Origin of the sequence: Rhizobium sp. N324, assembly GCF_001664485.1 — a bacterium.
Taxonomy (GTDB): Bacteria; Pseudomonadota; Alphaproteobacteria; order Rhizobiales; family Rhizobiaceae; genus Rhizobium.
In genome coordinates, this window is the sequence record NZ_CP013632.1 from 377,113 (window position 1) to 390,823 (window position 13,711).

Consider the following 13,711-nt stretch of genomic DNA (forward strand, 5'->3'; position numbering starts at 1 on the left):
ATGGATTTGGCGGAAAGTAAGGTCGGCACGAGTGCAATCTATCAGCCCGGCGCAAGCAGCATCGAGGGTTCGCCGACGGCGCTGCAGATGTTTCATGACCATCCGCTCGTCATGGCCATGCCGCACTGGCATGCGCAGGTTGAGGTCAACTTCGTCATGCGGGGCACTGTCCATTATCGAATGAGCGACCACGAATTTCGGCTGAACGCCGGCGAAATGTGCCTCTTCTGGGGGGGGCAGCCGCATCAGATGGACGAATCCTCGGATGATTCGCTCTATGCCGGCGCCCATCTGCCGCTCATTTATTTTTTCCGGCTGCGTCTGCCGATCAGTATTTCCAGCCGGCTGATGAAGGGCGAGACGCTGCTGACCTCGGCGACCGATGCCGCCGACAACGAGAATTTTGCCCGCTGGTTCCGCTATTCCAAGTCCGGCGATTCCGCCAAGGCCCAGCACGCGGTCGACGAATTGCTGCTCCGCATCGAGCGCATCGCGCTCGAACCCTATTCGATGACGACATCGAAGACGGTCGCCAGCCTGGAAGGCGATCAGCCGCATCCGAATTCCTCGCGCAGCGTTGCGCGCATGTGCGATTTCATCGCCGCCAATTTCCTGCACGACATCGATTCGGTCGATATCGCCCGTGCCGCCGACCTGCATCCGAAATATGCGATGAACCTGTTCAAGCGATCGACCGGCATGACGCTCAGCAAATATGTGACGCTGCTCAGGCTGTCGCGCGCCCAGGCGATGCTGATGAGCGAAGGCGCCAATGTGCTGACGGTGGCAATGGACAGCGGCTTCGGCTCGATCAGCGCCTTCAACAAATCCTTCCGCCACATCGCCGGCATGTCGCCATCGGACTTCCGCCGCGATATCCGGCTCGTGACGACGGTGCCCGCCGGCGCCTTCCGGAACTGAAGCGTCGCAACGTTTCAGGTTCGCTGCGCGCGCTCCTCCTTCTTCCGAGCAAAAAAACAGCCTATGGTGACGGCAGGCTGCGCACATTTTTTGCGCAAGTGCATGCGCAATGCGATGGCGCCACGGGCGGCGCCATGATGCCTCCAGTGAAATCAATGATTTGGAACCTGGCACGCCGCTTGCTTCGATATTTGCAGAGTTGGTGGCTAGGGTTCCGGCGTCGCAAGGCGTGACTGGTCCGAGAGCTGCCACCGGCAGGGGAGACATCCTGCCGGGTGCACGGCGGGATAAAAACCCGGGAGACCTCGTAAGCCAAGGGATTGGCGGCACGATGGTTCTTTGCCGATCCCTTTTTGATGAAAAGCAAAAGGGGAATTTCAATGCAGACTTTTTCGAAACTTCTTTCCATCACCGCACTGACGGCATCCTTGGCGCTGGGCCTCGGCTCCATCGCAAAAGCCGAACAGAAGACCGATTTCAAGGTTGCCTGGTCGATCTATGTCGGTTGGATGCCTTGGGGCTATGCCGCCGATCACGGCATCGTCAAGAAATGGGCTGACAAATACGGCATCAAGATCGAGGTCACCCAGTTCAACGACTACGTCGAATCGATGAACCAGTATACGGCCGGTGCCTTCGATGCCGTGACTCTCACCAATATGGACGGACTGTCGATCCCGGCCGCCGGCGGCGTGGATACCACAGCCGTGATCGTCGGCGACTTTTCGAACGGCAATGACGCGGTCATCCTGAAAGACAAGGCGAGCCTTGCCGACATCAAGGGCCAGAACGTCAATCTCGTCGAATTCTCCGTCTCGCACTATCTGCTGGCCCGGGCGCTCGAAAGCACCAAGATGACCGAGCGCGACGTCAAAGTGGTCAACACCTCCGATGCCGACATGGTCGCTGCCTACAAGACGGCTGACGTAACGGCTGTCGTCACCTGGAATCCGCTGGTCTCGACCATCCTCGAAGATCCCACGGCCAAGAAAGTGTTCGACAGTTCGCAGGTGCCGGGCGAAATCATCGACCTGATGGTCGCCAACACCGGCGTGCTGAAGGACAACCCGAATTTCGGCAAGGCGCTTGCCGGCATCTGGTATGAGACGGCAGCGCTGCTGACATCAGACAGCGCCGACGGCAAGGCTGCGCGCGAGGCGATGGGCCAGGCATCGGGCACCGATCTCAAGGGCTTCGAATCCCAGCTTGCCGCCACTAAGCTGTTTGCCAAGCCGGCCGATGCGGTTGCTTTTACCGCGTCGGGCAGCCTGCCGAAGACGATGGATCTCGTCCGCACCTTCCTGTTCGAAAAGGGTCTGCTCGGCAGCGGCGCGCCGTCCGCTGATGTGATCGGCATCGAAATGCCGGATGGCAAGGTTCTCGGCGACAACGGCAACATCAAGCTGCGCTTTACCGAGACCTACATGAAGGCGGCCGCCGACGCTTCGCTCTGAGCAATCTTCGAGCAGCGGCGTGGCTTGTCCACGCCGCCATCCTTCATCAGCGGAGCTTCTCTCATGCGTTGGATCAACACGAGGCCGAGCGGGGGTGCGCAGCTTGCCTTGACGCTGCTGCCCTTCGTGCTGCTGATCGTCGCCTATGCTTTCGGCTCGGCGGCGCGACTGGCGGAAAACGCCAACGACAAATTGCTGCCGGGCTTCGCAGATTTTGCCGATGCGATCAATCGCCTGGTCTTCGTCGCCGATCCGCGCACCGGCGAATACCTGCTCTGGTCTGATACGGCGGCGAGCCTGGTGCGGCTGTTTGCCGGTCTCGGCATCTCCACCGTCACTGCCCTCGTCATCGGCATGCTGATCGGCATGCTGCCTTATCTGAGGGCGCTGCTCTCTCCTTTCGTCGCCGTCATCTCGATGGTGCCGCCGCTGGCGCTGCTGCCGATCCTCTTCATCGCCATGGGGCTTGGGGAAGCCTCCAAGATCGCGCTCATCGCCATCGGCGTTGCGCCGACAATGATCCGCGACCTGGCGATGAAGGCGCTGGAGCTGCCGCGCGAACAGATCGTCAAGGCTGAAACGCTCGGCGGCTCATCCTGGCAGATCGGCCTTCGCGTCGTACTGCCGCAGATCCTGCCGCGACTGATCACCTGTCTCCGGCTTCAGCTCGGCCCGGCCTGGCTGTTCCTGATTGCGGCGGAGGCGATCTCGTCGGATTCCGGCCTCGGTTACCGCATCTTCCTCGTGCGCCGCTACCTCTCCATGGACGTGATCTTTCCTTATGTCGTCTGGATCACGCTGCTCGCCGTGATCATGAATTACATCCTCGATCGCATCCGTATTGCTCTCTTCCCCTGGTCTGAGGTGGAGAAGCAGGCATGAGCGAGCTAGTGATCGAAAGGGTCTGGAAGGAATATGGCGACCAGATCGTGCTTGAGAACGTGTCGCTGACCGTCGCCCCGCGCGCCTTCGTCGCGCTTGTCGGTCCGTCCGGCTGCGGCAAGACGACCTTCCTGCGCATGCTGCTTGGCCAGGAACGACCGACGCGGGGTGCCATTCGGCTGGATGGCGAAGCGCTGCCGCTCGAGCCAGGGCCGGATCGCGGCGTCGTTTTCCAACGCTACTCGGTCTTCCCGCATCTGACCGTGCTCGGCAATGTACTGCTCGGCCGCGAATTTTCTGCTGCGCGCTACAAGGCAAAACTGTTCGGCGCTGCCCGCCGCAGCGCCGTCGACGAGGCGCGGCGGTTGATCGGCGAAGTCGGTCTTGCCGGCGCCGAGGACAAATACCCGGCACAGCTGTCCGGCGGCATGCAGCAACGCCTGGCGCTGGCGCAGGCGCTGATCATGAAGCCGAAAGTGCTGCTGCTCGACGAGCCCTTCGGCGCGCTCGATCCCGGCATCCGTGCCGAAATTCATACCTTGATGAAGCGGCTCTGGCACGAAACGCAGATGACCGTCGTCATGGTGACGCACGATATGCGTGAGGCCTTCACGCTGGCGACGCGCGTCGTCGCCTTCGAGCGCAGGCGTGACCGTCCGGAGGAGAAGGAGCGTTACGGCGCGACCATCACCAAGGACATTTCCATCTGGCCGCCCCGGCTTGCCGGCGCGCCGTCCATCTTCAGCCCCGACCGGGACGGCCCGGTCATTTCTCTGGGCCATCGCCGGGACGACCCGGCTTCCAGTCCGTCAGGAGAAAAATCATGATGCATGTCAGGCGTTCGCCCGAAGAAATATCAGCCAACCGGCAGCGTTACGAGGAACATCAGAAGAAGGGGCTGGAATTCGCGCCGAAGGCTCTGCCGGCGCCGAGCGCCCTCCCCGCCCCCGCCATCGATGTCGCGGCGATCATCCACCAGGAAACCATCCCAGGCGGCTGGTACTGGTTGACCGCGCTGAAGCGCGGCGAAGCGCTCCGTATCGACCAGGGCGACGGCGGATCGACCGTGGCGCTCGTCGCCTGGAACGCCGCTGATGCGAGCGAAAGGCTCAATCTCGTCGATACGGTCAAGGTGCAGTGGACGACGGCCCTCGGCAAGGGACGCGTCATCTTCTCGGATATGGGCCGGGTGATGTTTTCGCTGATCGAAGACAGTTCCGGTGCCCATGACTGCCTGATGGGCGGCTCGACGGCGGCCTCGAACGCCGCAAAATATCCCGGCGTCAAGACCCGCAACACCCGCGACAATCTCGTGCTCGTCGCCGGCAAGCTCGGTCTCACCAGGCGCGACATCCCGGCGATCCTCAATCTCTTCGCCCCCGTCCGCGTCGACGATGACGGTGGCTTCCACTGGCGCGGCAGACTTTCCAACAGCGGCGATTATGCCGAACTGCGCGCCGAAATGGACATGATCGTCGGCTTCTCCAATTGCCCGCACCCGCTCGATCCCGATCCGGTCTATGCGCCGAAGCCGGTCATCGTCACGCGCTTTCGTGCCGCCGCGCCCGCGGCCGACGACCTGTCGCGTACGGCAACTGCCGAAGCCGTTCGCGGCTTCGAGAACAACGCCTCGATGCTGGCCTGAGGAGGAATGACGATGACCGATTTCATCAAGACGTCAGCTTCACGCAGCCTCGAAACCGCCGTGCAGGATTATTTCGTCCCGGCCGAAGCGCCGTGGTCCGGCATCGTGCGCAAGGGTCAGACGATCCGCATCGAAGACAGCTACGGCCAGCAGGCGATCGACACGCTGTTTTATCGCGCCGATGATTTTGCCGAGCGCTATTCCAATCAGGACACGATGCGGGCACAGGGCGGTGCCTATATCGGCGCCGGCACGAAGATCGTCTCGAATGAGGGCAACGTCATGCTTGTCATGACGGCCGACAGCTGCGGCCGGCATGATACCTCCGCCGGCGCCTGCTCCTGCGAAAGCAACACCGTGCGCTTCGGCCATGGCACGAAATACCTGCATGCCTGCCGCGACAATTTCGTGCTCGAGGTGACCCGGCACGGCATGAGCAAGCGCGACATCGTGCCGAACATCAATTTCTTCATGAATGTCCCGATCAAGCCTAATGGCGAGATGACCATCGTCGACGGCATTTCCGCGCCCGGCGACTATGTCGAACTGGTGGCTGAAATGGACGTGCTCTGCGTCATCTCCAACTGCCCGCAGGTCAACAATCCCTGCAACGGCTTCGATCCGACACCGATCCGCGTGCTGATCTGGGACGGCGAGGGCTGATCGATGTTCGCTAAGATTCTCATCGCCAATCGTGGCGAAATCGCCGTCCGGGTGATCCGGACATTGAAGAGGATGGGCATCGCCTCGGTTGCCGTCTATTCCGATGCCGATCGCTTCTCGACGCCGGCGCTGCTCGCCGACGAAGCCGTGCGCCTCGGCCCGGCGCCTGCTGGAGAAAGCTATCTCAACGTCGATGCGGTCATCGCCGCCTGCAAGGCGACGGGCGCCGAGGCTGTGCATCCCGGTTATGGCTTCCTCTCAGAAAATATCGGCTTTGCCGAGCGGCTCGCCGCGGAAGGCATAGCCTTCATCGGCCCGCGACCGGAGCATCTGTCGGCTTTCGGTCTGAAGCACACGGCGCGTGAATTGGCGAAAGCGAGCGGCGTGCCGCTGCTGCCGGGCACCGATCTGCTGCGAAGTGTCGAAGAGGCGTTCTTGGCGGCCGAAACCGTCGGTTATCCCGTCATGCTGAAAAGCACGGCGGGCGGCGGCGGCATCGGCATGCAGCTTTGCGCCGATGCGGCCGGTCTCAAGGCCTCTTTCGAAAGCGTACAGCGAACGGCGCGCGCCAGCTTCGGCGATGCGCGTGTCTATATCGAGCGTTTCGTTGCCGAAGCCCGCCATGTCGAGGTGCAGATCTTCGGCGACGGCAAGGGCACAGTGATCGCGCTCGGAGAGCGCGACTGCTCGCTGCAGAGGCGAAACCAGAAGGTCGTCGAGGAAACGCCTGCCTGTGGCCTGTCCGCGGAAACACGGGCGCGGCTGCACAAGGCGGCGGTCGATTTGGCAGCTTCGGTCTCCTATGAATCGGCCGGCACCGTCGAATTCATCTATGATCCCCATCGCGAGGAATTCTATTTCCTCGAGGTCAACACCCGACTTCAGGTCGAGCATCCCGTCACCGAAGCCGTCTTCGGCATCGATCTCGTCGAGTGGATGATCCGGCAGGCGGCGGGCGAGGACGTGCTCTCGGGCGCTGGGGACCTGACGCCGAATGGTGCGGCGATCGAAATGCGCATCTATGCCGAGATGCCGCATGCCGATTTCCGCCCGAGCGCCGGCCTGCTCACCGAGGTTGTCTTTCCCAACGATGCCCGTGTCGACGGCTGGATCGAGACGGGAACCGAGGTGACACCATTCTACGACCCGATGCTTGCCAAGCTGATCGTGACAGCGGAAGACCGGCCGGCGGCGATCGAGAAGCTGAAGGCAGCGCTTGCCGCGACAGCGATATCAGGCATCGAAACCAATCTCGGTTATCTCAGGGCGATTGCCGCTTCCGAACTGCTTGCCGGCGGTAAGGTGGCGACGACGGCGCTACGCGGCTTCGCCTTCATTCCCGATATCGTCGAGGTTATCGCACCCGGTGCGCAATCGAGCATTCAGGAACTGCCGGGCCGGCTCGGCCTGTGGCATGTCGGCGTGCCGCCAAGCGGGCCGATGGACGAGCGCTCCTTCCGCCATGCCAACCGGCTGGTTGGCAATGCCGATGAGACGGCCGCGCTGGAACTGACGGTTTCCGGTCCGACGCTGCGATTTTATGCCGACCAAACGATCGCCCTTGCCGGGGCGCGGATGGCGATGACGTGCGATGGGGTCAGGCTTCCCCACGACGAGCCGGTCCTGATCCGGGCTGGTCAGGTTCTGTCGGTGGGTACGATTGAAGGACCGGGGCAACGCGCCTATGTTGCCGTTGCCGGCGGTTTTGCCGCGCCTGTCGTGCTTGGTTCACGGGCGACTTTCGGCCTTGGCCAATTCGGCGGCAACGCCACCGGTACGCTGAAGACGGGGCATGTGCTGCATTTCGCCCGGCAGGCGCCGGTGGAACCGGCCAAACCTGCAGCGGAGCCGGCTGCCTTGTCCCGAGAATGGGAAGTCGGCGTCGTCTACGGTCCGCATGGCGCACCGGATTTCTTTCAGAACAGTGATATCGAGACGCTGTTCTCCGCAGCTTACGAAGTGCATTTCAACAGCGCCCGCACCGGTGTGCGCCTCATCGGCCCCGCCCCGCTTTGGGCACGCCGTGACGGTGGCGAGGCGGGGCTTCACCCGTCCAACCTGCACGATAATGCCTATGCGATCGGCGCGATCGATTTCACCGGCGATATGCCGATCATTCTCGGGCCTGACGGTCCGAGCCTTGGCGGTTTCGTCTGCCCGGCGGTGATCGCCCGCGACGAGCAATGGAAGATGGGGCAATTCAAGCCGGGCGACCGGATCCGTTTTCATGCGGTGGCCCGGCCGCAAGACCCGATCGCCGGCCCGGCGGTGTGGCGGACTGCGGAAGAGACGGGTTCGCCGATCGTCGGCGTCAGCAATGACGGCCCGGTCTCGGTCGCCTATCGCCGCCAGGGCGACGACAATCTGCTCGTCGAATATGGGCCGATGTCGCTCGATATTGCGCTGCGACTGCGGGTTCATCTGCTGATGCAGGCCGTCGTCGATGCCCGCTTGCCTGGTATCGTCGATCTCACGCCAGGCATCCGCTCGCTGCAGATCCATTATGACGGCACGCAGCTGACGCGCCGGCGCCTGCTCGGGCTGCTCGCCGAGATCGAGACGACGCTTCCGGCGGCACAGGATGTCAAGGTGCCGAGCCGGATCGTGCATCTGCCGCTGTCGTGGAACGATCCGGATGCGGCGCTTGCGATGCGCAAATATCAGGAGCTCGTCCGCCCAAACGCGCCCTGGTGCCCCGATAACATCGAGTTCATCCGCCGCATCAACGGTCTTCCCGACGAACAGGCCGTCCGCGATATCGTCTTCAATGCGAGCTACTTCGTCCTGGGACTCGGTGATGTCTATCTCGGGGCTCCGGTTGCGACCCCGATCGACCCGCGCCATCGTCTCGTCACGACCAAATACAATCCCGCCCGCACCTGGACGCCGGAAAACGCGGTCGGCATCGGCGGCGCCTATATGTGCATCTACGGCATGGAAGGACCGGGCGGCTATCAGCTCTTCGGCCGGACCATCCAGGTCTGGAACACATGGCGGGAAACGCCGGCCTTCGCTAGGGGCAAGCCCTGGCTCCTGAACTTCTTCGACCAGATCCGTTTCTTCCCGGTCAGCAATCAAGAGCTGACGGAGGCGCGCGCCGCCTTCCCGCATGGCGGCTATCCTGTCAGGATCGAAGAGACGGAGTTCTCTTATGCCGCCTACGACAAGGAGCTGCAGGCGAGTGCGGCATCCATCAGCCGCTTCAAGGCGACGCAGCAGGCGGCCTTCGATGCCGAACGCCAGCACTGGAAGGAAGCCGGGCTCGACAGCTTCGTCGCAGGTGAAGGCACGAGCGAAAATCCGGACGCAGATATTCCCGACGGATGCTTCGGCGTCGCCAGCGCCGTGCCCGGCAATATCTGGAAATTGCTGGTCGAGCCGGGCGCCCCGGTTGCGGCCGGCGACACACTTGCCATCATCGAATCGATGAAAATGGAAATCAACGTCACCGCCCATGCGGCAGGCCGCGTCCGCGACCTGCGCGCCGTGCCGGGTAGAAACGTCAAAGCCGGCGATATCATCGTCGTCCTGGAGGAATGCTGACATGCTGCCGACCATTCTCGATCTCTCAAGCCTTCGTTCAGCCTATCGATCCGGCCTGACGCCGCTCGACATCGTCGAAGAGGTGATTGCCCGCCGCGCCGCCTCGGAAGATCCGGCAATCTTTATCACCCCGGTGCCGGATGACGAATTGCGCTCTGCCGCCAAAGCGCTGATGGCGCGCGCGCCTGAGGCAAACAGCCTGCCGCTCTGGGGCGTACCGTTCGCGGTGAAGGACAACATCGATGCCGCCGGCCTGCCGACGACCGCCGCCTGCCCTGCCTATGAATATCGGCCGAACGTCGATTCCACCGTCGTTGCCAGATTGAAGGCAGCCGGCGCCATCGTGATCGGCAAAACCAATCTCGACCAGTTCGCGACCGGCCTCAACGGCACGCGCTCGCCTTATGGGGCGCCACGTTCGGTCTTCGATGCGGCCTATATATCCGGCGGCTCGAGCTCGGGATCAGCGGTTACGGTTGCCTCCGGCCTCGCCGCCTTCGCACTCGGCACGGATACGGCAGGCTCCGGCCGCGTGCCGGCGGCGCTCAACAACCTGGTCGGCATCAAGCCGACGCCGGGGCTGCTCTCGAATACCGGCGCCATTCCGGCCTGCAGGAGTGTCGACTGCATCACGATCTTCGCGTCGACCGTCGGCGACGGCATTGCGATCCGCAAGGTTGCCGAGGGGTTTGACGCCGCCGATCCTTTCTCGCGTCGAGCCAAGCCGGCGAAGTTGCCGGTGTCGGGGTTGCGCATCGGCGTCCTGACCGGCGCGGAACGGGAATTCTTCGGCGACAAGGAGGTGGAGGCGCTTTACGACCAGGCGATCGAGCGGGCCAGAGCGCTCGGCGCGACCATCGTTGCTTTCGACTACGCACCTTTCCGCGAGGCCGCCGCCCTCCTTTACGACGGGCCGTGGGTCGCCGAACGCCTGGCGGCGGTCGAGGACTTCCTCGCCACGAATGCTGCCGATTTCGACCCGACGGTGCGGGGGATTATCGAGGGGGCCAGGGGCAAATCAGCGGTCGACGCTTTCAATGGCCGATATCGGCTGGAAGAACTGCGCCGAAAAACCGAGGCCGAATGGGAAAAGGCTGATGTGCTTCTGCTGCCGACCGCGCCGACCACCTACACGGTCGCCGACATGCTGGCCGATCCCGTCGTGCTCAACGGCCGTCTCGGCCGCTACACCAATTTCGTCAACCTGCTCGATTGCGCGGCGATCGCCGTTCCGGCCGGCTTCGGAAAGGGTGGCCTGCCGGGCGGTGTGACAGTGATCGCGCCTGCTTTCACCGATGACGCGCTGGCGCCGCTTGCCGATGCGCTGCATCGCGCCGCCGCCGCCGGCATGGGTATCGACCGGCAGGCGGCGATCCCTGAGGCGAGCCGCGTTGCGGCTGTCGATGACGGCTTCGTCGAGATCGTCGTCGTCGGCGCGCATCTGACCGGCATGCCGCTCAATCATGAATTGACCGTCGTCGGCGCCCGGCTGGTCAAGACCTGCAGCACATCTGGCGAATACCGTCTCTTCGTGCTGCCGGACACGGTGCCGCCGAAACCAGGCCTCATCCGGGAACCTGGCCGCAAGGGCGCCGGACTGGAGGTTGAGGTCTGGGCACTGCCGGCCGATGCCTTCGGGCACTTTGTCCAAAAGATCCCGGCGCCGCTCGGCATCGGAAAGGTGGCGCTTGACGATGGCACGAGTGTTTCCGGTTTTCTCTGCGAGGCACATGCGGTGAACGGCGCCGAAGACATCACCTCGCTCGGCGGCTGGCGGAGCTATATCAGCGCCAGATTGGCGAGCTGAGCGTGAGGAGCGAAAAATGGCGACGATGTTCAAACAGCTGGTTGCGCTTCTCCTGACGGGGCTGATCGCGCGAACCAGGGCGATCGGCAGACCCGGCCAGCGCTGAGGGCTTACCGCTTCTCTGCAAGTTCGATCTGAATACCGTCGGGATCGCGCAGAAAGGCGACCTTGTGCAGCACCTCGGTGTTAACAGCCAGGCGCGGCCGTTCCTTGATTTCGACACCGGCCTTTTCCAGCCGGGCGAAGGTCTCGTCGACGCTGTCGAACAGGAAGGTCAGATGACGCAGGCCGGCCGTACCATCAGGCACATCCACCGCCCTTGCTGCACCACCCGCCGGCGCGACGATTTCGAGCATGCCGCCGCCGGCGTCGATAAAGGCGATCTCTGCGCCGTCAGCCATGAGCTTGCGCAGATGCAAGTGCAGGCCGAGCAGGCCGCAGTAGAAATCGACCGTGCGGTCCATGTCGCTGACCGTCATGCCGACATGCTCGAAGGATTTCAGCATGAGCGACCTCCCTCGTTCAACTCGCAGCCGAACCCCGTTCTTCTTCCGGAAGCCAGGATCGGTAGAGCGGATGATCGGCGGCGATCGGCATCGGCGTCGGCCGGCCGGTGCGCTGCGAGAAATAAGCGGCCGTTACCAGCTCCAGCGAATTGCGGGCGTCCTGCAGCGTCACCGGCGGCTCCTTGTCCTCGATGATCGCCTTATGGAAGAGCTCGAACTGGCGGGTGTAGCCATCCTCGCCGGGCACATAGGCTGAGAGCGCCGCATCGATTTTCGCCTGGTGCTCCTCGGTTCCCGCGGTGAAGACCCAGGGATCGCGGCCCATCGTATAGGGTTCGAGGATGCTCTCGGCGACGAGATCGCCAAAGCAGAAGCGCAGACGGGAAATCTCCTTGCGCGAGCCGAGTGTCATCGACAGCGTCGCCAGCGAGCCGTTCTGCATCTTCACCGAAAGAGCCGCCGTATCCTCGACCTCGATCGGGTTGACCAGTGTCGCGCCATAGGAAAACACCTCGGCGCAGGGGCCGTGCACATAATTCAGCATGTCATGGGCGTGAATGGCGTGGCCGAGAAGCCCACCACCGAGCTCGGTCGCCCATTTGCCGCGCCACGGCACGGCGTAATAATCCGGCCCGCGCCACCAATGAGTCTCGATCGTCGTCAGGAACGGCTTGCCGGCCAAGCCGCTTTCGATCAACAGCTTCAGTTTCTGCAGGCCGGAGCCGTAGCGATACTGGAAGATCGGCATCAGCTTCCTGCCGGGGAAGCGCGCGAGGATGCGCTCCATCTCGTCGACCTCGGCGATCGAGCCGAAGAGCGGCTTCTCGCAGATCACATGCTTGCCGGATTCGATGCCCTTGCGGCAAAGCTCGAAATGCGAGCTCGGCGGCGTCGAGATGTCGATAATGTCGAGATCGTCGCGAGCAAACAGCGAATCCACATCCTGGGTATATTCGCCAATGCCGTATTCCTCGCACAGCGCCCTGCCGCGCTCCTCATCGAGCGAGCAGAGCACGGGGACGTCGAAGAGATCCTTGTTCCAGCCGAAACCGGCCAGATGCCGCGCGGCAATGCCTGCGCCGATGACGCCGACGCGTAGTTTCCTGGTCATGATATCCTCCTCAGCGAGCGCCGATGCGCGCGGCTTTCGACTGGGCGTCGAGCGAAAGGCGGCAGACTTCGAAAACGTGATCCTGGGTCATCGCCGTCTGCGTGCGGCTGCCGACATCGGCGGTGAAAGCGTCGAAATAATCGAGTTTTTCGCCGCTGCAATCGATATGGGTCATCTCCTTGCCGTTGACGAGAAAGAGGTGATCCTTGCCCGGCCGGCCGGCAATGTCGATGTATTTGCGCAGCTCGATATAGCCTTCGGTGCCGAGGATGGTGAGGCGACCGTCGCCCCAGGTCGGCAAAGCCTCCGGCGTGAACCAGTCGACCCTGATATAGCCCGCCGCTCTGTCGGAGCGCAGCAGCACTTCGCCGAAATCCTCGAAGGCGGGTTTGTCGGGCATGCCGAAATTGCCGATCGAGCTGGCGATGACTTCGCCCGATGTGGATCCGGTATAGAACAAGAACTGATCGACCTGATGCGAGGCAATGTCGACGATGATGCCGCCGAAGGCTTCGGGATCGAAGAACCAGTCCGGCCTGGTCGGCAGCTGGAGGCGATGCGGGCCGACGCCGAGCGTCTGGATTACCTTGCCGATCGCGCCCTCGGCGACGAGCTTGCCGGCCTTGACGGCGGAGCGCACGCAGTGGCGCTCGGAAAAGCAGATCGAGAAGATCTTGCCGGTCTCGGCGACAGTACGCCTGACCTCCTCAAGCTGGGCGAAGGTCGTGACCCCCGGCTTGTCGGTCATCACGTCCTTGCCCGCTTTCATCGCGCGGATGGCAAGCCCGGCGCGGTCGCGCGGGATCGCGGCAATGCAGATGACGTCGATCGACGGATCGTCGAAAAGCTTCTCCCGGTCGATCTGCGGCGCGTCGGGATAGGTCTTTTCGAAGGCTTCGCGCAATGCCGGCACCGAGGTCTGCGGGCAATAGCCGACGAATTCGCCGCCTGCGGCCAGCAATCCCTTCACGTGATCGAACGTATGCCCATGGTCGATTCCGACGACGGCAAATCTCAACATCGCTGCAATATCCTCCCGGGATTTTTGAGCGCCGGCTGAAGGCGGCATCCTTCATATCGAGCAAAACAGATAACGAAACTTGCCTCCTGTCAAGGCAAGGCAGAGGTTGAAAGTGCACGTCTACATATGTAAACATTTGAAATTAAACAGATATTTTG

General features: G+C 62.8%; 11 protein-coding genes and 1 riboswitch. Of the genes, 8 read left to right on the forward strand and 3 right to left on the reverse strand.

The annotated features are described in order from the left end of the window. From AMK05_RS25505 to atzF, 8 genes are all read left to right on the forward strand, one after another. On the forward strand, positions 1-921 hold the full coding sequence (locus AMK05_RS25505; protein WP_064842202.1) for a helix-turn-helix domain-containing protein: 921 nt from the start codon (positions 1-3) through the stop codon (positions 919-921). 195 nt (positions 922-1,116) lie between these two features. Continuing rightward, positions 1,117-1,225: riboswitch (guanidine-I (ykkC/yxkD leader) on the forward strand. A gap of 76 nt (positions 1,226-1,301) precedes the next feature. Beyond that, positions 1,302-2,375, forward strand: a complete 1,074-nt coding sequence (locus AMK05_RS25510) for a putative urea ABC transporter substrate-binding protein (RefSeq protein WP_064842205.1) — start codon at positions 1,302-1,304, stop codon at positions 2,373-2,375. Positions 2,376-2,438: 63 nt separating this feature from the next. Next, entirely contained in the window at positions 2,439-3,257 is an 819-nt protein-coding gene (locus AMK05_RS25515) for an ABC transporter permease (protein WP_064842207.1), read from the forward strand. Then, the gene (locus AMK05_RS25520) at positions 3,254-4,084 is read left to right on the forward strand and encodes an ABC transporter ATP-binding protein (RefSeq protein ID WP_064842210.1); all 831 of its coding nucleotides are present in this window, start codon (positions 3,254-3,256) and stop codon (positions 4,082-4,084) included. Before AMK05_RS25515 ends, AMK05_RS25520 begins: the two co-directional genes overlap by 4 nt. Beyond that, positions 4,081-4,902: an urea amidolyase associated protein UAAP1 gene (locus tag AMK05_RS25525; RefSeq protein WP_064842213.1), complete on the forward strand. Its 822-nt coding sequence runs from the start codon at positions 4,081-4,083 to the stop codon at positions 4,900-4,902. The genes AMK05_RS25520 and AMK05_RS25525 overlap by 4 nt, the downstream gene beginning before the upstream one ends. Positions 4,903-4,914: 12 nt before the next feature. Then, a complete protein-coding gene (locus tag AMK05_RS25530; protein ID WP_064842333.1) occupies positions 4,915-5,565 on the forward strand; it encodes an urea amidolyase associated protein UAAP2 in 651 nt (216 codons plus the stop codon). 3 nt (positions 5,566-5,568) lie between these two features. Then, positions 5,569-9,108 carry an urea carboxylase gene (gene uca / locus AMK05_RS25535; RefSeq protein WP_064842215.1) on the forward strand — a complete coding sequence of 1,180 codons (3,540 nt, stop codon included), beginning with the start codon at positions 5,569-5,571 and terminating at the stop codon, positions 9,106-9,108. Position 9,109: 1 nt separating this feature from the next. Further along, positions 9,110-10,915, forward strand: coding sequence for an allophanate hydrolase (gene atzF, locus AMK05_RS25540; protein ID WP_064842217.1), 1,806 nt, complete (start codon positions 9,110-9,112; stop codon positions 10,913-10,915). A gap of 110 nt (positions 10,916-11,025) precedes the next feature. Here the strand turns inward: atzF and AMK05_RS25545 are convergent, their stop codons facing one another. The 3 genes from AMK05_RS25545 to AMK05_RS25555 are packed head-to-tail and all read right to left on the reverse strand — an operon-like array spanning position 11,026 to position 13,553. Beyond that, complete coding sequence (locus AMK05_RS25545) at positions 11,026-11,421, reverse strand: VOC family protein (protein ID WP_064842219.1); 396 nt, start codon at positions 11,419-11,421, stop codon at positions 11,026-11,028. 16 nt (positions 11,422-11,437) lie between these two features. After that, the gene (locus AMK05_RS25550) at positions 11,438-12,532 is read right to left on the reverse strand and encodes a Gfo/Idh/MocA family protein (RefSeq protein ID WP_064842222.1); all 1,095 of its coding nucleotides are present in this window, start codon (positions 12,530-12,532) and stop codon (positions 11,438-11,440) included. Between the two features lie 10 nt (positions 12,533-12,542). After that, positions 12,543-13,553, reverse strand: a complete 1,011-nt coding sequence (locus AMK05_RS25555; RefSeq protein WP_064842224.1) for a Gfo/Idh/MocA family protein — start codon at positions 13,551-13,553, stop codon at positions 12,543-12,545. Between the last annotated feature and the right edge of the window lie 158 nt (positions 13,554-13,711).

What these genes read in the sequence shown, in the direction of transcription:
- AMK05_RS25505 (WP_064842202.1), top strand. Translation starts at nt 1, where the DNA reads ATGGATTTGGCGGAAAGTAAGGTCGGCACGAGTGCAATCTATCAGCCC.
- AMK05_RS25510 (WP_064842205.1), top strand. Translation starts at nt 1,302, where the DNA reads ATGCAGACTTTTTCGAAACTTCTTTCCATCACCGCACTGACGGCATCC.
- AMK05_RS25515 (WP_064842207.1), top strand. Translation starts at nt 2,439, where the DNA reads ATGCGTTGGATCAACACGAGGCCGAGCGGGGGTGCGCAGCTTGCCTTG.
- AMK05_RS25520 (WP_064842210.1), top strand. Translation starts at nt 3,254, where the DNA reads ATGAGCGAGCTAGTGATCGAAAGGGTCTGGAAGGAATATGGCGACCAG.
- AMK05_RS25525 (WP_064842213.1), top strand. Translation starts at nt 4,081, where the DNA reads ATGATGCATGTCAGGCGTTCGCCCGAAGAAATATCAGCCAACCGGCAG.
- AMK05_RS25530 (WP_064842333.1), top strand. Translation starts at nt 4,915, where the DNA reads ATGACCGATTTCATCAAGACGTCAGCTTCACGCAGCCTCGAAACCGCC.
- uca (WP_064842215.1), top strand. Translation starts at nt 5,569, where the DNA reads ATGTTCGCTAAGATTCTCATCGCCAATCGTGGCGAAATCGCCGTCCGG.
- atzF (WP_064842217.1), top strand. Translation starts at nt 9,110, where the DNA reads ATGCTGCCGACCATTCTCGATCTCTCAAGCCTTCGTTCAGCCTATCGA.
- AMK05_RS25545 (WP_064842219.1), bottom strand. Translation starts at nt 11,421, where the DNA reads ATGCTGAAATCCTTCGAGCATGTCGGCATGACGGTCAGCGACATGGAC.
- AMK05_RS25550 (WP_064842222.1), bottom strand. Translation starts at nt 12,532, where the DNA reads ATGACCAGGAAACTACGCGTCGGCGTCATCGGCGCAGGCATTGCCGCG.
- AMK05_RS25555 (WP_064842224.1), bottom strand. Translation starts at nt 13,553, where the DNA reads ATGTTGAGATTTGCCGTCGTCGGAATCGACCATGGGCATACGTTCGAT.